At 56.5% G+C, this 16732-nt stretch carries 17 protein-coding genes; 10 read left to right on the forward strand and 7 right to left on the reverse strand.

Going from position 1 to position 16732, the window contains the following annotated elements; genetic code table 11:
• From hypB to flhA, 5 genes are all read left to right on the forward strand, one after another.
• Nucleotides 1–864, forward strand: a complete 864-nt coding sequence (gene hypB / locus L462_RS09535) for a hydrogenase nickel incorporation protein HypB (RefSeq protein ID WP_032678853.1) — start codon at nt 1–3, stop codon at nt 862–864.
• Nucleotides 855–1127, forward strand: coding sequence for a HypC/HybG/HupF family hydrogenase formation chaperone (locus L462_RS09530; RefSeq protein ID WP_032678854.1), 273 nt, complete (start codon nt 855–857; stop codon nt 1125–1127). Before hypB ends, L462_RS09530 begins: the two co-directional genes overlap by 10 nt.
• A 3-nt stretch (nt 1128–1130) precedes the next feature.
• Nucleotides 1131–2252 carry a hydrogenase formation protein HypD gene (hypD, locus tag L462_RS09525; RefSeq protein WP_032678855.1) on the forward strand — a complete coding sequence of 374 codons (1122 nt, stop codon included), beginning with the start codon at nt 1131–1133 and terminating at the stop codon, nt 2250–2252.
• Entirely contained in the window at nt 2249–3259 is a 1011-nt protein-coding gene (gene hypE / locus L462_RS09520) for a hydrogenase expression/formation protein HypE (RefSeq protein ID WP_032678856.1), read from the forward strand. Before hypD ends, hypE begins: the two co-directional genes overlap by 4 nt.
• A 63-nt stretch (nt 3260–3322) precedes the next feature.
• Nucleotides 3323–5395: a formate hydrogenlyase transcriptional activator FlhA gene (gene flhA, locus L462_RS09515; RefSeq protein ID WP_020883827.1), complete on the forward strand. Its 2073-nt coding sequence runs from the start codon at nt 3323–3325 to the stop codon at nt 5393–5395.
• Between the two features lie 66 nt (nt 5396–5461).
• Here flhA and L462_RS09510 read toward each other — a convergent pair whose 3' ends face one another.
• Nucleotides 5462–5806 (reverse strand): nitrous oxide-stimulated promoter family protein, encoded by a 345-nt coding sequence (locus tag L462_RS09510; protein ID WP_032678857.1) that lies wholly within the window; start codon nt 5804–5806, stop codon nt 5462–5464.
• 174 nt (nt 5807–5980) lie between these two features.
• Between L462_RS09510 and L462_RS09505 the strand changes: the two genes are divergently transcribed.
• The gene (locus tag L462_RS09505; protein WP_032678858.1) at nt 5981–6211 is read left to right on the forward strand and encodes a SymE family type I addiction module toxin; all 231 of its coding nucleotides are present in this window, start codon (nt 5981–5983) and stop codon (nt 6209–6211) included.
• Nucleotides 6212–6324: 113 nt separating this feature from the next.
• The gene (mutS, locus tag L462_RS09500) at nt 6325–8886 is read left to right on the forward strand and encodes a DNA mismatch repair protein MutS (RefSeq protein ID WP_032678859.1); all 2562 of its coding nucleotides are present in this window, start codon (nt 6325–6327) and stop codon (nt 8884–8886) included.
• A gap of 98 nt (nt 8887–8984) precedes the next feature.
• Here mutS and L462_RS09495 read toward each other — a convergent pair whose 3' ends face one another.
• From L462_RS09495 to L462_RS09485, 3 genes are read right to left on the reverse strand one after another with little or no spacing between them, the layout of a single operon-like run.
• Nucleotides 8985–9221 carry a non-oxidative hydroxyarylic acid decarboxylases subunit D gene (locus tag L462_RS09495; RefSeq protein WP_014171381.1) on the reverse strand — a complete coding sequence of 79 codons (237 nt, stop codon included), beginning with the start codon at nt 9219–9221 and terminating at the stop codon, nt 8985–8987.
• An 11-nt stretch (nt 9222–9232) separates the two neighbouring features.
• Entirely contained in the window at nt 9233–10660 is a 1428-nt protein-coding gene (locus tag L462_RS09490; RefSeq protein ID WP_025203369.1) for a non-oxidative hydroxyarylic acid decarboxylases subunit C, read from the reverse strand.
• The gene (locus L462_RS09485; protein WP_014171383.1) at nt 10650–11252 is read right to left on the reverse strand and encodes a non-oxidative hydroxyarylic acid decarboxylases subunit B; all 603 of its coding nucleotides are present in this window, start codon (nt 11250–11252) and stop codon (nt 10650–10652) included. Before L462_RS09485 ends, L462_RS09490 begins: the two co-directional genes overlap by 11 nt.
• A 171-nt stretch (nt 11253–11423) precedes the next feature.
• On the opposite strand from L462_RS09485, the gene L462_RS09480 reads away from it, so the two are divergent.
• Nucleotides 11424–11831 (forward strand): MarR family winged helix-turn-helix transcriptional regulator, encoded by a 408-nt coding sequence (locus L462_RS09480; protein WP_025203368.1) that lies wholly within the window; start codon nt 11424–11426, stop codon nt 11829–11831.
• On the opposite strand, the gene L462_RS09475 is transcribed toward L462_RS09480, so the two are convergent.
• A complete protein-coding gene (locus tag L462_RS09475) occupies nt 11828–12715 on the reverse strand; it encodes a LysR family transcriptional regulator (protein ID WP_032678860.1) in 888 nt (295 codons plus the stop codon). The two genes, L462_RS09480 and L462_RS09475, sit on opposite strands and share 4 nt — an antisense overlap.
• Nucleotides 12716–12822: 107 nt before the next feature.
• On the opposite strand from L462_RS09475, the gene L462_RS09470 reads away from it, so the two are divergent.
• Together L462_RS09470 and L462_RS09465 are read left to right on the forward strand one after the other, a co-directional pair.
• Nucleotides 12823–14031, forward strand: a complete 1209-nt coding sequence (locus L462_RS09470; RefSeq protein ID WP_032678861.1) for an MFS transporter — start codon at nt 12823–12825, stop codon at nt 14029–14031.
• Nucleotides 14028–14405 carry a DUF4440 domain-containing protein gene (locus tag L462_RS09465; protein ID WP_014171387.1) on the forward strand — a complete coding sequence of 126 codons (378 nt, stop codon included), beginning with the start codon at nt 14028–14030 and terminating at the stop codon, nt 14403–14405. The genes L462_RS09470 and L462_RS09465 overlap by 4 nt, the downstream gene beginning before the upstream one ends.
• A gap of 52 nt (nt 14406–14457) precedes the next feature.
• Here L462_RS09465 and rpoS read toward each other — a convergent pair whose 3' ends face one another.
• Together rpoS and nlpD are read right to left on the reverse strand one after the other, a co-directional pair.
• Entirely contained in the window at nt 14458–15450 is a 993-nt protein-coding gene (gene rpoS, locus L462_RS09460) for an RNA polymerase sigma factor RpoS (protein WP_013098493.1), read from the reverse strand.
• Between the two features lie 59 nt (nt 15451–15509).
• Nucleotides 15510–16634: a murein hydrolase activator NlpD gene (nlpD, locus tag L462_RS09455; protein ID WP_032678862.1), complete on the reverse strand. Its 1125-nt coding sequence runs from the start codon at nt 16632–16634 to the stop codon at nt 15510–15512.
• Between the last annotated feature and the right edge of the window lie 98 nt (nt 16635–16732).

Consider the following 16732-nt stretch of genomic DNA (forward strand, 5'->3'; position numbering starts at 1 on the left):
ATGTGTAGTACCTGCGGTTGCGCTGAAGGCAACCTGTATATAGAAGGGGATGAACACCGTCCTCACGCCGCGTTTCGCTCCGCACCCTTTTCACCTGCCCCTCGTCCTGCAGCGGCAATAACCGGTATCACCTTCGCCCCCCGACACTCCGGTGCGGGCGACCTGCATTACGGGCATGGCGTCGCCGGTACCCACGCGCCGGGGCTCAGCCAGCGTCAGATGCTGGAGGTGGAAATCAACGTTCTGGATAAAAACAACCAGATTGCAGCACGCAACCGCGCCCGCTTTGCCACGCGTAAACAGCTGGTCCTGAACCTGGTCTCCAGCCCCGGCTCCGGCAAAACCACGCTGCTGACACAAACGCTCCACCGCCTGAACGGACGCATCTCCTGCGCGGTGATCGAAGGCGATCAGCAGACGGTGAACGACGCCGCGCGTATTCGCGAAACCGGCACGCCCGCCATTCAGGTTAATACGGGTAAAGGCTGCCATCTGGATGCACAAATGATTGCCGACGCCACGCCGCGCTTGCCGCTGGCGGACAACGGCATCCTGTTTATTGAGAACGTGGGCAACCTGGTCTGTCCGGCCAGCTTCGATCTCGGTGAGCGACATAAGGTCGCGGTGCTCTCGGTGACCGAAGGTGAAGACAAGCCGCTTAAATATCCGCATATGTTTGCCGCCGCTTCGCTGATGTTGCTGAACAAAGTTGACCTGCTGCCGTACCTGAATTTCGACGTGGATAAATGCATGGCCTATGCCCGTGAAGTGAACCCGGATATTGACATTATGCTGGTATCCGCCACCCGCGGCGATGGGATGGACGCCTGGCTAAACTGGCTGGAGAGCGAACGATGTGCATAGGCGTCCCCGGACAAATTCACGCCATTGACGGGAATCAGGCCCGCGTTGAGGTGTGCGGCATATTGCGCGACGTCGACCTGACGCTCGTCGGCAGCACCGACGAAACCGGCGCCTCACGCCTCGGTCAGTGGGTGCTAGTGCACGTGGGGTTTGCCATGAGCATCATCAACGAAACGGAGGCCCGAGACACGCTCGATGCCCTTCAGAATATGTTCGACGTGGAGCCGGACGTCGGGGCATTGCTGTACGGCGAGGAGCGGTAAACCATGCGCTACGTTGATGAATATCGCGCGCCTGAGCAGGTGATGCAGCTGATTGAACATCTGAAAACACGGGCGGCACGGCTGAGCTATACCGCCGAAAAGCCGCTGCGTATTATGGAAGTCTGCGGCGGGCATACGCATGCCATCTTTAAATTTGGCCTCGACCAGCTTCTGCCGGAAAACATCGAGTTTATCCATGGCCCCGGCTGCCCGGTGTGCGTCCTGCCGATGGGACGCATCGACGCCTGCCTTGAGATAGCCCACCAGCCTGACGTGATTTTCTGTACCTTTGGCGATGCGATGCGCGTGCCGGGCAAAAACGGCTCGCTGCTGCAGGCAAAAGCCCAGGGCGCGGATATCAGGATCGTGTACTCGCCGATGGACGCCCTGACGCTGGCCACCCATAACCCCGGTCGCAAGGTCGTCTTTTTCGGGCTTGGTTTTGAAACCACTATGCCCGCCACGGCCATCACGCTGCAGCAGGCCAAAGCCCGCGACATTGATAACTTTTTCTTTTTTTGCCAGCACATTACGCTCATCCCGACTTTACGCAGCCTGCTTGAAGAGCCGGACAACGGAATTGACGCTTTTCTGGCGCCGGGCCATGTCAGCATGGTTATCGGGACGGCGGCCTACGGCTTTATCGCTGAACAGTTCGAACGGCCTTTAGTGGTGGCTGGTTTCGAACCTCTTGATCTACTGCAAGGCGTGACCATGCTGGTTGAGCAGAAAATAGCAGCCCAGAGTGCAGTAGAAAATCAGTACCGCCGTGTCGTCCCCGACAGTGGAAATGTGGTGGCCCAGCAGGCGATAGCCGAGGTATTTAGCGTCGAGGGCGACAGCGAATGGCGTGGTCTGGGGCTGATTGCTGAGTCCGGCGTGCGCCTGACGCCAGCCTACCGGTCGTTCGACGCCGAAGCCCACTTCCGCCCGCAGCCGCAACAGGTGTGTGACGACCCGCGGGCCCGCTGTGGCGAAGTGCTCACCGGCAAATGCAAACCCCATCACTGCCCGTTATTTGGCAACACCTGTAACCCGCAAACGGCTTTTGGCGCGCTGATGGTCTCTTCCGAAGGGGCGTGTGCCGCGTGGTATCAGTATCGCAATCAGGAGTCTGAAGCATGAATACGGTTGAAATGGCACACGGCAGCGGCGGCCTGGCGATGCAGCAGCTGATTAACCGTCTGTTTATGGACGCGTTTGATAACCCCTGGCTGGCGGAGCAGGAGGATCAGGCCCGCATTGACCTCTCCACCCTGACCGCGCAGGGCGACAGGCTGGCCTTTTCCACCGACAGCTACGTGATTGACCCGCTGTTCTTCCCGGGCGGCGATATCGGCAAGCTCGCGGTCTGCGGTACGGCAAACGACGTGGCCGTCAGCGGTGCTGTTCCGCGCTTTCTCTCCTGCGGCTTTATCCTTGAAGAGGGGCTGCCGATGGAGACGCTCTCTGCGGTCGTCAGCAGCATGGCGCACACGGCACGCGAGGCGGGTATCGCCATCGTCACCGGCGACACCAAAGTGGTCCAGCGTGGCGCAGCCGACAAACTGTTCATCAATACCGCCGGCATGGGGGCGATCCCTGCCGACATTCACTGGGGCGCGCAGCAGCTTGCCGTCGGCGACGTGCTGATCGTCAGCGGATCGCTGGGCTGCCACGGGGCGACGATCCTGAACCTGCGTGAAGGCCTGGGGCTGGACGGAGAATTACGCAGTGATTGCGCGGTACTGACTCCGCTTATCCAGACCCTGCGTTCCCTTCCAGGCGTGAAAGCCCTGCGCGATGCGACCCGCGGCGGGGTTAACGCCGTGGTACATGAGTTCGCGGCGCGCTGCGGTCTGGGTATCGAACTCACTGAACGCGCGCTGCCCGTTAAGCCTGCCGTTCGCGGCTTGTGCGAACTCCTCGGGCTCGACCCGCTAAACTTTGCAAATGAAGGCAAGCTGGTCATTGGCGTGGAGCGCGCGGCGGCCGAATCCGTACTTGAACAGCTGCGGGCACATCCTTTCGGGAAAGAGGCCGCGCTGGTTGGTGAAGTGGTTGAGCGCAAAGGGGTACGCCTGACCGGGTTGTATGGCGTCAAGCGGACGCTGGATCTGCCGCACGCGGAACCTTTACCCCGCATTTGCTAGAACCGCGCCAAAAGCGGTCAGCACTGACTTTCTCTTTTTTGCCAGTTTCTATTGGAAAGCAATATGCCGTATACACCGATGAGCGATCTTGGACAGCAGGGCCTGTTTGACATTACGCGCACACTTTTACAGCAGCCCGATCTTGGCGCGCTGAGCGATGCCCTGACGCGGCTGGTCAGGCAATCAGCGCTGGCAGACAGCGCCGCAATTGTGCTCTGGCATAGCGCAAGCCATCGCGCGAGCTACTATTCAACGCGCGACAATGGCAAAGCGTTTGAGTACGAGGATGAAACCTACCTCGCTCATGGTCCTGTCCGGCGTATTCTTTCCCGCCCGGAGGCGCTGCACTGCAATTTTGAGGAATTCCGCGAGGCGTGGCCGATGCTGGCGCAGAGTCAGTTATACCCGCCTTTCGGCCATTACAGCCTGCTGCCACTGGCGGTGGAAGGGCATATCTTCGGCGGCTGCGAGTTTATTCGTCACACCGACCAGCCGTGGAGCGAGGCGGAATACGAGCGTCTGCACACCTTCACCCAGATTGTGGCCGTGGTCGCGGAGCAAATTCAAAGCCGCGTCACCAATAATGTGGATTACGACCTGCTGAGCCGCGAACGTGACAATTTCCGGATCCTGGTGGCCATCACCAACGCGGTGCTTTCGCGCCTCGATATGGATGAGCTGGTCAGCGAAGTCTCAAAAGAGATCCACCACTATTTCAAAATCGACGCCATCAGTATTGCGCTCCGGGGGCACCGGAAAGGCAAGCTGAACATCTACTCCACCCACTATCTTGATGAGGCAAACCCCGCCCACGAACAGAGTGAAGTGGATGAGGCGGGCACGCTCTCTGAGCGGGTATTTAAAAGCAAAGAGATCCTGCTGCTCAACCTCAACGAGCAGGATGCGCTCGCGCCTTATGAGCGGATGCTGTTTAACACCTGGGGGAATAAAATCCAGACGCTGTGCCTGCTGCCGCTGATGTCCGGCAATACTATGCTTGGTGTCCTGAAGCTGGCGCAGTGTGAAGAGGGCGTCTTTACCACCGCCAACCTGAAACTGTTGCGCCAGATTGCCGAGCGTATCTCCATCGCACTGGATAACGCGCTGGCCTATCAGGAGATCCACCGTCTGAAAGAACGGCTGGTGGATGAAAACCTGGCGCTGACGGAACAGCTTAACAACGTGGACAGCGAGTTTGGCGAAATCATCGGCCGCAGCGATGCCATGTACAGCGTACTGAAACAGGTGGAGATGGTGGCGCAAAGTGACAGTACGGTGCTGATCCTCGGTGAAACCGGCACCGGTAAAGAGCTGATTGCCCGTGCGATCCACAACCTCAGCAACCGTAACAGCCGCCGCATGGTGAAGATGAACTGCGCCGCTATGCCCGCAGGCCTGCTGGAAAGCGATCTCTTTGGCCACGAACGCGGCGCGTTTACCGGTGCCAGCAGCCAGCGCCTGGGTCGTTTCGAGCTGGCGGACAAAAGCTCGTTGTTCCTTGATGAAGTGGGCGACATGCCTCTGGAGCTGCAGCCCAAACTGCTTCGCGTCCTGCAGGAGCAGGAGTTTGAACGTCTTGGCAGTAACAAACTTATCCAGACTGACGTCCGGCTCATTGCCGCCACCAACCGCGATCTGAAAAAAATGGTCGCCGACCGCGAGTTTCGAAGCGACCTCTATTATCGCCTGAACGTCTTCCCAATCTGCCTGCCGCCCCTGCGTGAACGGCCGGAAGATATCCCTCTGCTGGTCAAAGCGTTTACCGCCAAAATAGCCCGCCGGATGGGCCGCAACATCGACAGTATCCCCGCCGAGACGCTACGTACCCTCTCCTCGATGGAGTGGCCGGGTAACGTCCGTGAACTGGAAAACGTCATTGAACGTGCGGTATTGCTGACGCGCGGTAACGTACTGCAACTCTCCCTGCCCGAAGTTTCCCTGCCTGAAACACCGGTTACAGCCACCGACGTGGCGCAGGAAGGTGAAGACGAATATCAGCTGATCATGCGCGTGCTGAAAGAAACTAACGGTGTCGTGGCCGGACCGAAAGGTGCCGCCCAGCGACTGGGGCTAAAACGCACCACGCTGCTCTCGCGCATGAAACGTCTCGGGATTGATAAAGAGAGCCTGGTGTAGCGTCATTCTGGCTGAGATCCCGCATGCAGGCGTTGGGATACGGTTGTCAGCGAAGCGCCTGAACGGTTACTTTTTCGGGCGATACTTTTCCGGTAATTCCGGCACAGGGCGACGGTCATCCATCAGGTGGCGTACCGTCAGGATGGGATGACGCCATAACATGCGTGGGCCAGCCCAGCGCATCACCAGCTTCATCTCTTCGCGCCTGGCAGGCTGATAGCAGTGAACAGGGCACTGTTTACAGGCGGGTTTTTCCTCACCAAAAACGCATTTATCCAGGCGCTTATTGGCATACGCTTTCAGCGCCTGATAATACCCCTCTTCCTGCGAAGCCTGAGGACACTGTGTTTCATACAGCGCGATCATTTTCGCGATCGTCTCTTTCTCACGTGCAATGCGTTTTCCGGACATAACGGCTCACCAGACAATAAAGTGCATTTATAATACGCCTTTCAGATACTGATTTCAGGTGTTGCATTCTGTTTTCTGAAGGCTGATTCCAGTATTAAGCCCACGCCTGCAGTAAATCACTGATATTTTATACAGCATCAGGAATGACCCTTGTCCACGTTGTCCGGAGGCCGTATGCACAAGATCGCTATCACCAAATCCTATCGTCATTTGAAAGTGGGGTATTTCAGAAAGCGTCATGAAGACCGTAACACCAAGATACCCAAACGCTACAGCGTGCATGCAGCGCTGAGCTTAAAGGGCGACTGGCTTGAAAAAGCGGGGTTTACCACCCATTCGCAGGTCAGAGTGGGGGTTGAGCATGGAAAAATTGTCATTGAGTTAGTGCAGGAAGGCACCTCGTAAAGCCGCGACATTTTTCTGCGCCGTACCTTTTTTTCATGCGACAATAGAAGGAACTAACGGCCACTGAGCCGCCCAAAGCGTATTATTTTCAAAGAAATGGACATCATAACTCCATGAGCACAATCGACAATTTCGACGCACATACGCCAATGATGCAGCAGTACCTGAAGCTGAAAGCACAGCATCCGGAAATCTTGCTGTTCTACCGTATGGGCGATTTTTACGAGCTATTTTATGACGATGCCAGACGTGCGTCGCAGCTGCTCGACATTTCGCTGACCCGGCGTGGCGCATCTGCAGGCGAGCCCATTCCCATGGCCGGTATTCCGCATCACGCGGTAGAAAACTACCTTGCGAAACTGGTGAATCAGGGTGAGTCAGTCGCCATCTGCGAACAGATCGGCGATCCGGCAACCTCAAAAGGGCCGGTTGAGCGCAAAGTCGTGCGCATCGTCACGCCTGGTACGATCAGCGACGAAGCCCTGCTGCAGGAGCGCCAGGATAACCTGCTGGCGGCACTGTGGCAGGACGGCAAAGGTTTCGGTTATGCGACGCTGGATATCAGCTCCGGACGTTTTCGTCTGAGCGAACCGGCAGATCGTGAAACGATGGCGGCTGAATTGCAGCGCACGAACCCGGCAGAACTGCTCTATGCCGAAGATTTTACCGAGATGGCGCTGATTGAAGGCCGCCGCGGTCTGCGCCGTCGTCCGCTGTGGGAGTTCGAAATTGATACCGCGCGCCAGCAGTTGAATCTGCAGTTTGGCACCCGCGATCTGATTGGCTTTGGTGTGGAAAACGCCCCGCGCGGACTGTGTGCCGCGGGTTGCCTGCTGCAGTACGTCAAAGATACCCAGCGCACCACCCTGCCGCATATCCGCTCGATCACGATGGAGCGTCAGCAGGACAGCATCATTATGGATGCCGCGACGCGTCGAAATCTGGAGATCACCCAGAATCTGGCCGGAGGCGTGGAAAACACCCTCGCTTCCGTCCTCGACAGCACGGTGACGCCGATGGGCAGCCGTATGTTAAAACGCTGGCTGCATATGCCCATTCGCGATACCGACACGCTTACCTGTCGTCAGCAGACGATTGCCGCGTTGCAGGATCGCTACAGTGAACTGCAGCCCGTGCTGCGTCAGGTCGGCGATCTGGAACGTATTCTTGCGCGTCTGGCACTGCGTACGGCACGTCCGCGCGACCTCGCCCGCATGCGTCATGCCTTCCAGCAGTTGCCGGAATTGCGCAGCCTGCTCGCCGATGTGGATAGCGCGCCGGTGCAGAAACTGCGTGAAACCATGGGTGAATTTAGCGAGCTGCGCGAGCTGCTCGAACGCGCCATTATTGACGCCCCTCCGGTTCTGGTGCGTGACGGCGGCGTAATTGCCCCGGGGTACAACGAAGAGCTGGATGAATGGCGTGCGCTGGCCGACGGTGCCACGGACTACCTGGATAAGCTGGAAATTCGCGAGCGCGAACGCCTTGGGCTCGATACCCTCAAAGTGGGCTATAACGCGGTTCACGGTTACTACATTCAGATCAGCCGTGGACAAAGCCATCTGGCCCCCATCCACTACGTGCGCCGCCAGACGCTGAAAAACGCTGAGCGTTACATTATCCCTGAACTGAAAGAGTACGAGGACAAAGTTCTCACCTCGAAAGGCAAGGCGCTGGCGCTGGAGAAACAGCTGTATGAAGAGCTGTTCGACATGCTGATGCCGCACCTTGCAGACCTGCAGTCAAGCGCCAGCGCACTGGCAGAGCTGGACGTGCTGGTCAACCTGGCAGAACGCGCTGAAACGCTGAACTACACCTGCCCGACCTTTACCGATAAACCCGGTATTCGCATCACCGAAGGCCGTCATCCGGTTGTGGAACGGGTGCTGAACGAGCCGTTCATCGCCAACCCGCTAAGCCTGTCGCCGCAGAGAAGAATGCTGATCATTACCGGTCCAAACATGGGCGGTAAAAGTACCTATATGCGCCAGACGGCGCTTATCGCTCTGCTCGCCTATATCGGCAGCTACGTTCCTGCGCAAAAAGTGGAGATTGGCCCTATCGACCGTATATTTACCCGTGTCGGGGCAGCGGACGATCTGGCCAGCGGCCGCTCAACCTTTATGGTGGAGATGACCGAAACCGCCAATATTCTGCATAACGCGACCGAATACAGCCTGGTATTGATGGATGAAGTCGGGCGCGGAACATCAACCTATGATGGTCTGTCACTGGCATGGGCCTGCGCTGAAAACCTTGCCAATAAGATCAAGGCAATGACGCTGTTCGCAACCCACTATTTCGAGCTGACACAGTTGCCAGAAAAGATGGAAGGCGTGGCAAACGTCCACCTCGATGCGCTGGAACATGGCGATACCATCGCCTTTATGCACACCGTACAGGATGGTGCCGCGAGCAAGAGTTATGGCCTGGCCGTGGCCGCGCTGGCGGGGGTTCCAAAAGAGGTGATCAAACGTGCGCGCCAGAAATTGCGTGAGCTGGAGAGCCTGTCACCGAATGCCGCGGCCACGCAGATTGATGGTACGCAAATGTCGTTGCTAGCCCCGGCAGAAGAGACGTCACCGGCCGTTGAGGCGCTGGAAAATCTCGATCCGGACTCGCTCACGCCGCGTCAGGCGCTGGAGTGGATTTATCGCCTGAAAAGCCTGGTGTAATCTGCACCCGGTGGCGCAATGCTTACCGGGCCTGCCGGGAAGTAGCGGTATCTGAAACAAACAGGCCGGGTAAGGCGAAACCGCCACCCGGCTTTTTTTTAGCGCTTATCGTCGGCCAGTAACGGCGGGATCGTCGGCACCTGTGGTGCGTCATCGATATCCTTCTGCGTCATGCGAAACGCTTGCGGATAATGATCGCGGTGGGTCCGGCGTAGCGGCTCCGTGTCACGCCAGGTATACAGACAATGCTGGCACTGATAGACAGTCCAGACCCCTTTCACCGGTGATGTTGCCATCACCTCAATATGCTCATCAGCACAACGTGGACATATCATCCTTTTCCTCCTTATTGGCGTGCAGCCAGCATCGCAGTCAGTTTTTCGGCCCAGGCTTTGGTTTCAGGTAAATCCTGTACCGGCTGGCTGAAGTGGCCCCGGTTGTCGGGTGCAACAGGCGTGGTGGCATCAATAATCAATTTGTCGGTAATACCTGCCGGGCTGGAGCCCGGGTCCAGTTCAAGCACCGACATATTCGACAACTGCACCAGATCGCCCGCCGGGTTCACCTTCGAGGACAGCGCCCACATCACCTGCGGCAGGTTGAACGGGTCAACGTCTTCATCCACCATAATCACCATCTTCACGTAGCCCAGGCCGTGCGGCGTGGTCATAGCACGTAAGCCGACTGCGCGGGCAAAGCCACCGTAGCGTTTTTTGGTGGAGATAATCGCCAGCAAACCGTGGGTATACATGGCATTGACCGCCTGCACTTCCGGAAATTCTGCTTTCAGCTGCTGGTAGAGCGGTACACAGGTAGCCGGGCCCATCAGGTAGTCAATTTCGGTCCACGGCATGCCGAGGTAGAGGGATTCAAAAATGGGTTTTGTGCGGTAAGACACTTTATCAATACGCACCACCGTCATGTTACGGCCACCAGAGTAGTGCCCGGTAAACTCACCAAAGGGTCCTTCGATTTCGCGCTTGCGGCCTTCAATCACCCCTTCCAGAATGACTTCAGATCCCCACGGTACATCAAAGCCGGTCAGCGGTGCCGTCGCAATGGGATAGGGGCTTTCGCGCAGCGCACCGGCCATCTCATACTCAGATTGATCGTATTTCAGCGGCGTCGCGCCCATAAGTGTAATAATCGGATCATTGCCAAGCGTAATCGCGACCGGCAGATCTTCACCGCGCTCTTCCGCTTTATGCAGATGCAGGGCGATATCGTGCATCGGAACCGGTTGAAGACCCAGCTTGCGTTTTCCCTTCACTTCCATGCGATAGATACCGACGTTCTGCTTGCCGAAGTTATCCGCATCAAGCGGATCGCGCGAAACGACGCACGCTTTGTCGAGGTAAAAACCGCCGTCACCGTCGTTCAGACGGAACAGCGGCAGGATGTCGAAAAGGTTAATGTCTTCACCCTCCACCGTATTTTGAGCCCAGGCGGGATCTGCACGGCGCTCTGGCGTGACGGGGAATTTATCCCAGCGGCGAATAAACTCATCAATCTGTTTTTTGACGGGGGTGTTCGCGGGCAGTCCCATAGAAATGGCGTGATTCTGCCATGAACCAATGGTGTTCATTACCACCCGGGCATCGGTAAACCCGCGAATATTATCGAACCACAGCGCCGGTGCGCCGTCACCAATACGGCCTGTGGCATTGGCTGCCGCGGCCAGGTCCGGTTCTGCATTCACCTCTTCTTCAATTTTCAGCAGTTGCCCTTGCTCATCGAGCGCCTGCAGGAAGCTTCTCAAATCATCAAATGCCATCTTTATTCTCCTGTGAAAAATGTTTTGCTTCCCGCAACCCGTTCCAGCGGCGCGCTTTTTTGTGCTCCAGACCAAACTGGTCGAGCACGCGGGTCACAATGTGATGGGTGATATCGTCGGCGGTCTGCGGGTGGTTGTAATACGCGGGCATCGGCGGCACCATTGCCACGCCCATACGGGACAGTGCGAGCATATTCTCGAGATGAATGGTGCTGAGCGGGGTTTCACGAGGAACCAGCACCAGTTTGCGCCCCTCTTTCAGCACCACATCTGCCGCACGGCCCACCAGTCCTTCGGCGTAGCCTGCGCGAATGCCTGCCAGGGTTTTCATACTGCAGGGAATGACGATCATGCCGTCGGTGCGAAACGAGCCGGATGAGATAGTGGCAGCCTGATCGGCCGGGCTGTGGACAACATCGGCCAGCGCAGCCACATCCTGTGCGGTGTAGGGTGTCTCCAGCTCAATGGTGGTTTTTGCCCATTTCGACATGACCAGATGGGTCTCCACCTCCGGCATGTCACGTAATGCCTGCAGCAACGCTACGCCCAGCGGCGCTCCCGTTGCGCCCGTCATTCCAACTATCAATCTCATTCAGCACCTCAATCAATTCGTTCGTATACGAACATATTAAATACGTTACTCCCGGATCCTGTTTCTGACAATATTGTTCGTACACGATCACATTAATTGCTAAAAATTGCCGCGTTAAAATCCTGGGCAAGAGCGGCTATCATAGGGAGAGAATTTTTCGTCGGAGTGTTCATGGAACTGAGACAAGAGGCGTTTCACCTGTTACGCCAGCTTTTTCAACAGCATACTGCCCGTTGGCAACATGCATTGCCGGAACTGACCAAACCGCAGTACGCGGTATTGCGATCCATTGCCGAAAACCCGGGGATTGAGCAAGTTGCTCTGACAGAAGTGGCGGTCAGCACAAAGGCGACGCTCGCGGAGATGCTGAGCCGCATGGAGGCGCGTGGACTGGTAAAACGCGAGCACGATCCGGCGGACAAGCGCCGTCGTTTCGTCTTTCTGACGCCGGAAGGTGAAGCGCTGCTTGCCAGCTGTAAACCGATCGGCAATGACGTGGACGAGGCGTTTTTAGGGCGGCTGAGCAACGACGAGCGGGCGCAATTCTCCGCACTCGTCAAAAAAATGATGCGCGACTAGTTAACCCGGGTGCGCATAAAGTCGATAAAGGTGCGCACTTTCGCAGGCACATGCGGGGCATCGGGATAAACCGCATAGATGCCCTGCCGCGCAAAGGTATATTCCGGTAAAACCGACACCAGCTTGCCGTCATCAAGCGCATGGCGCACCAGCCACTCCGGCAACAGCGCCACGCCACATCCCGCGAGCGCAAAGGCCATCAGCGCCTGAGCACTGTCCGCAAACAAACGCGGTGCTTTTTTAATTTCCAGCGTGGCGGGCTCACCGCAGGCATCGTTCACCTGCCAGCGCAGCGGCGAGGCTAAGCGCTCATGAATAATCCAGTCAGCTTTCGCCAGCTGTTCAAGCGATTCTACAGGATGGTTACGCAGCCAGCCGGGCGTCGCTACGGGGAAAATAGTGAACTGCGTTATCAGTGCCGCGTGGTAGCGTGAATCGGCAAGGGTTCCCAGCCGGATGGCGACATCGAAGCGCTCTGAAATCAAATCGGCATGAAGTGAAGACGAAACGTGACGCACGCGAAGGTCCGGGTGTTGCTGGCTAAACTCAGCCAGTAACGGGACCACAACCTGCGAGCCGTACTCCGGTGTGGTGGTGATCCGCAACTCCCCCGTGAGACCTGCGTGGTTTGCACGGACGTCGTCCTTCAGGCGTTCCGCGTCCTTTAAAAGCGCGACGCTCCGTTGATGGAAAAGCCTCCCCGCCTCGGTTAACGTCAGTCGACGGGTGGAACGCAGCAACAGCGTGACACCCAGTTCATCTTCCAGCTGGCGGATATTGAAGCTGACCACCGCTTTTGTCAGCCCCATTGCCTCTGCTGCGGCGGTGAAACTCCCGGTATCTGCGACGGCGACAAACATCGCGGTACGCTGCAAATTAATCATGGTCAGCCCTATTACTGTCAAAAATTTTTTGACAGTATATCGCGCTTTATAACGTTTATCCGTACCTCCCTGCCCGATACGATACGCCCCTCACTGGAGGTGCCGCCATGTCGTATCGCAGCAAAGTCGCCGTTGTCTATCTGCTGGGCTTTTTTCTTGATTTAATTAATATGTTTATCGCCAGCGTCGCTTTTCCGTCAATGGCTCAGGCGTTCAACGCCACGCCCTCATCGCTTGCCTGGGTCAGTAACGGCTATATTGCCGGTCTGACACTCGTCATCCCCTTCAGCCCCCTGCTGACGCGCAGGCTCGGGCCGAAGCATGTCATTCTGCTTTCGCTTTTTCTCTTTAGCGCCGCCTCCGTTGCGGCAAGTTTGTCGTCCTCACTTGAGAGCCTGATTGCCTGGCGAGTGCTGCAGGGCATGGGAGGGGGTTTACTGATCCCGGTCGGACAGGCGCTGACCTGGCAACAGTTTAAACCCCATGAGCGTGCCAGACTCTCCTCAGCGGTCATGCTGGTTGCATTGCTTGCGCCTGCATGCTCACCCGCCGTGGGGGGAGTGCTGGTTCAGGCACTCAGCTGGCGATGGATATTTTTTGCCACAACGCCTGTCGCCGCCGTGACGTTTTTCCTGGCCTGCGTGTGGCTTAAGAATGAGAGGGCCCCCGTGAAAGCGAGCAGGCTGTTAAACCTGCCCCTGCTGGCCGACCCGCTGCTGCGTTTTTCCATGCTTGTCTATTTGTGCGTACCCGGCATGTTTATTGGGGTGAACGTCACGGGGATGTATTATCTTCAGAGCGAGGCGCACATGACACCTGCCGCAACGGGGATGCTGATGCTGCCATGGTCTCTGGCCTCGTTTATGGCGATCACCGCGACCGGACGTTATTTTAACCGCGTGGGTCCCCGGCCTCTCATTGTCGTGGGTTGCCTGTTACAGGCGCTGGGCGTTTTACTGCTGCTTAACGTCAGCCCGACTACCACAGTGTTGTTACCTGGCGTCGCGTTTACGTTAATGGGCGCGGGCGGCAGTCTTTGCAGCAGTACGGCGCAAAGCAGCGCATTTTTAACGACGGCGCGCGACGATATGCCTGACGCCAGCGCGCTATGGAATCTTAATCGTCAGATCAGTTTTTTTGCCGGGGCATTCCTGCTCTCGCAGGTGCTGAACCTGACACTGGCGTTTTTCACGCCGCTCGCCGCATGGCACGGGATGTTTAGTGTTGCTGCGGCCATCACATTACTGCCCGTCGTGTACGTCTTTCGTCTTAACAACACGCAGGTGCTTTCAGAGGTGCAACAGGAGAAACCATGACCCATTTCGAACAGGACATTATCGACGTTCACGTTATGCTGGAGAACTGGTTGGGTAAGGGCGAAGGGGATGTTGACGCCCTGCTTGCCCACTTTCAGCCGGATTTTATGATGCTCACCCCAGGTGGCGTCCATTTTGACTATAACGCGCTTGTCGGTTTCCTGGACCTTCAGCGCGGCAGCCGTCCTGGTCTGGAGATTGTTCTTGATGAGATAACGACGCTACAGACGTGGGCCAACGGCGCGGTGCTTCACTACCGGGAAACGCAAACTCGCCCGGATCAGCCCGTCAATGTGCGCTGGTCAACCGCCGTGCTCAATCAGAAGGATGGCAAGATAACGTGGCGTTTGCTGCACGAAACGGCACAACCGTAACGCAAAAGAAAAAGGCCCGTCTCACGACGGGCCTTTTTTGATGAAAGATTGCTTATTCGCGGAACAGCGCTTCGATATTCAGACCTTGTCCCTGCAGGATTTCACGCAGGCGACGCAGACCTTCAACCTGAATCTGACGAACACGTTCACGGGTCAGGCCAATTTCGCGGCCGACGTCTTCCAGTGTTGCAGCTTCATACCCCAGTAAACCGAAACGACGTGCCAGCACTTCACGCTGTTTGGCGTTCAGTTCGAACAGCCATTTGACGATGCTCTGTTTCATGTCATCGTCCTGCGTGGTGTCTTCCGGACCGTTGTCTTTTTCATCGGCCAGGATGTCCAGCAGCGCTTTTTCGGAGTCGCCACCCAACGGGGTGTCAACGGAGGTAATGCGCTCGTTGAGACGCAGCATACGGCTTACGTCATCAACCGGTTTATCAAGTTGTTCGGCGATCTCTTCCGCGCTTGGCTCGTGGTCCAGTTTATGGGACAACTCGCGCGCAGTACGCAGATAGACGTTCAACTCTTTGACGATGTGAATCGGCAGGCGAATCGTACGGGTTTGGTTCATAATCGCCCGTTCGATGGTCTGACGAATCCACCAGGTCGCGTAGGTTGAGAAACGGAACCCGCGTTCCGGGTCAAACTTCTCAACTGCGCGGATGAGACCTAAGTTGCCCTCTTCAATCAGGTCCAGCAGAGCCAGACCTCGATTGCCGTAACGACGGGCAATTTTCACGACCAGACGCAAGTTACTTTCAATCATGCGACGGCGCGAGGCAACATCACCACGCAAAGCACGACGTGCGAAATAGACTTCTTCTTCGGCCGTTAACAGTGGGGAGTAACCAATCTCCCCAAGGTAAAGCTGAGTCGCGTCCAGTACACGCTGTGTGGCGCCCTGCGATAACAGCTCTTCTTCAGCCAAATCGTTATCACTGGGTTCCTCTTCTACTAAGGCTTTTTCATCAAAAGCCTCTGCTCCGTTCTCATCAAATTCCGCATCTTCATTTAAATCATGAACTTTCAGCGTATTCTGACTCATAAGGTGGCTCCTACCCGTGATCCCTGAACGAGACACCCTGGCTGGCATGCCCCGTCAACTTATCGCTGCGGCAAATACTGCAGCGGGTTTACGGATTTCCCCTTGTAACGAATTTCAAAATGCAAGCGTGTAGAACTGGTGCCGGTGCTACCCATGGTAGCGATTTTTTGCCCCGCCTTAACTTCTTGTTGTTCCCGGACCAGCATTGTGTCGTTATGGGCGTAGGCACTCAGGTAATCATCGTTATGTTTGATGATAATAAGATTACCGTAACCGCGCAGAGCGTTACCGGCATATACAACACGACCGTCTGCGGTCGCGATAATAGCCTGTCCCTTATTCCCTGCGATATCGATCCCTTTATTTCCTCCCTCGGAGGAAGAGAAGTTTTCGATAACCTTGCCGTCAGTTGGCCAGCGCCATGCAGAAATTGGCGAACTGGAGGTCATACTGCTGGCAGTCGGTTCAGTAGAGCTAACCACAGGTGCCGTAGTCGGTGCTGTGACAACAGTCGCAGTCCCTTTATTATTCGGCAACATTTTGTTAGCAGTCTGATCACCTGAATCCTCAGAATACGTAATTACCGGTTGTGAAGCAACCACCGTGGTGGATTTTTGTGCAGGCTTAACGCTGTTATTTTGCGCAGTGACATCGGCCGCTGAAACGGTGTTGCCAGGCGTGAGCGGCGTACCCGTCGCATTGCCCACCTGGAGCGTCTGGCCGACTTCCAGACCATACGGGGCCTGGACGTTATTACGCTGCGCCAGGTCACGGAAATCGTTCCCGGTGATCCACGCAATATAGAACAACGTGTCGCCGCGTTTTACGGTATAGGTGCTCCCACCGGTATAGCTACCTTTCGGAATGTTCCCATACTGGCGGTTATACACTATGCGGCCATTTTGAGTCTGCACAGGGTGTTCCACTGGCTGAATCTGTGTTGGCTGCGTAACAGGAGGCTGCATTGGCTGAATGGGCGGATTTTGTTGTGCCGCAGCAGTGCCCATTTTAGGCGGAGGCGTGATCAACATTCCGCTGGACGTGTTACCCGAGCTGCTGGATCCCCCCACGGAACTGACGGGCGCAGGTGCATTATTAGAACTTGTACAGCCTGCCAGCCAGAGCGAAACCAGTGATAATGCCGCAACACGGCTGATGGTGAATTTAGGGCTTCCCGCGCTCATTTATCCCCCAGGAATGTGTTAACTACCAGTGACTTAAAATTTACCGTGATGACACGAATCTTTCGCGCCACACCATACGCTGAATTTGCCTTAATAAC

It is taken from the genome of Enterobacter sp. BIDMC 26, assembly GCF_000534435.1.
Taxonomy (GTDB): domain Bacteria; phylum Pseudomonadota; class Gammaproteobacteria; order Enterobacterales; family Enterobacteriaceae; genus Enterobacter; species Enterobacter ludwigii.

Bases quoted from the DNA above. Each gene is read 5' to 3' on its own strand.
- L462_RS09480 (WP_025203368.1), top strand. From the start codon at position 11,424: ATGGAACTGAGACAAGAGGCGTTTCACCTGTTACGCCAGCTTTTTCAA.
- L462_RS09475 (WP_032678860.1), bottom strand. From the start codon at position 12,715: ATGATTAATTTGCAGCGTACCGCGATGTTTGTCGCCGTCGCAGATACC.
- L462_RS09510 (WP_032678857.1), bottom strand. From the start codon at position 5,806: ATGTCCGGAAAACGCATTGCACGTGAGAAAGAGACGATCGCGAAAATG.
- nlpD (WP_032678862.1), bottom strand. From the start codon at position 16,634: ATGAGCGCGGGAAGCCCTAAATTCACCATCAGCCGTGTTGCGGCATTA.
- rpoS (WP_013098493.1), bottom strand. From the start codon at position 15,450: ATGAGTCAGAATACGCTGAAAGTTCATGATTTAAATGAAGATGCGGAA.
- flhA (WP_020883827.1), top strand. From the start codon at position 3,323: ATGCCGTATACACCGATGAGCGATCTTGGACAGCAGGGCCTGTTTGAC.
- L462_RS09495 (WP_014171381.1), bottom strand. From the start codon at position 9,221: ATGATATGTCCACGTTGTGCTGATGAGCATATTGAGGTGATGGCAACA.
- L462_RS09490 (WP_025203369.1), bottom strand. From the start codon at position 10,660: ATGGCATTTGATGATTTGAGAAGCTTCCTGCAGGCGCTCGATGAGCAA.
- L462_RS09505 (WP_032678858.1), top strand. From the start codon at position 5,981: ATGCACAAGATCGCTATCACCAAATCCTATCGTCATTTGAAAGTGGGG.
- hypB (WP_032678853.1), top strand. From the start codon at position 1: ATGTGTAGTACCTGCGGTTGCGCTGAAGGCAACCTGTATATAGAAGGG.
- hypE (WP_032678856.1), top strand. From the start codon at position 2,249: ATGAATACGGTTGAAATGGCACACGGCAGCGGCGGCCTGGCGATGCAG.
- hypD (WP_032678855.1), top strand. From the start codon at position 1,131: ATGCGCTACGTTGATGAATATCGCGCGCCTGAGCAGGTGATGCAGCTG.
- L462_RS09465 (WP_014171387.1), top strand. From the start codon at position 14,028: ATGACCCATTTCGAACAGGACATTATCGACGTTCACGTTATGCTGGAG.
- L462_RS09530 (WP_032678854.1), top strand. From the start codon at position 855: ATGTGCATAGGCGTCCCCGGACAAATTCACGCCATTGACGGGAATCAG.
- mutS (WP_032678859.1), top strand. From the start codon at position 6,325: ATGAGCACAATCGACAATTTCGACGCACATACGCCAATGATGCAGCAG.
- L462_RS09470 (WP_032678861.1), top strand. From the start codon at position 12,823: ATGTCGTATCGCAGCAAAGTCGCCGTTGTCTATCTGCTGGGCTTTTTT.
- L462_RS09485 (WP_014171383.1), bottom strand. From the start codon at position 11,252: ATGAGATTGATAGTTGGAATGACGGGCGCAACGGGAGCGCCGCTGGGC.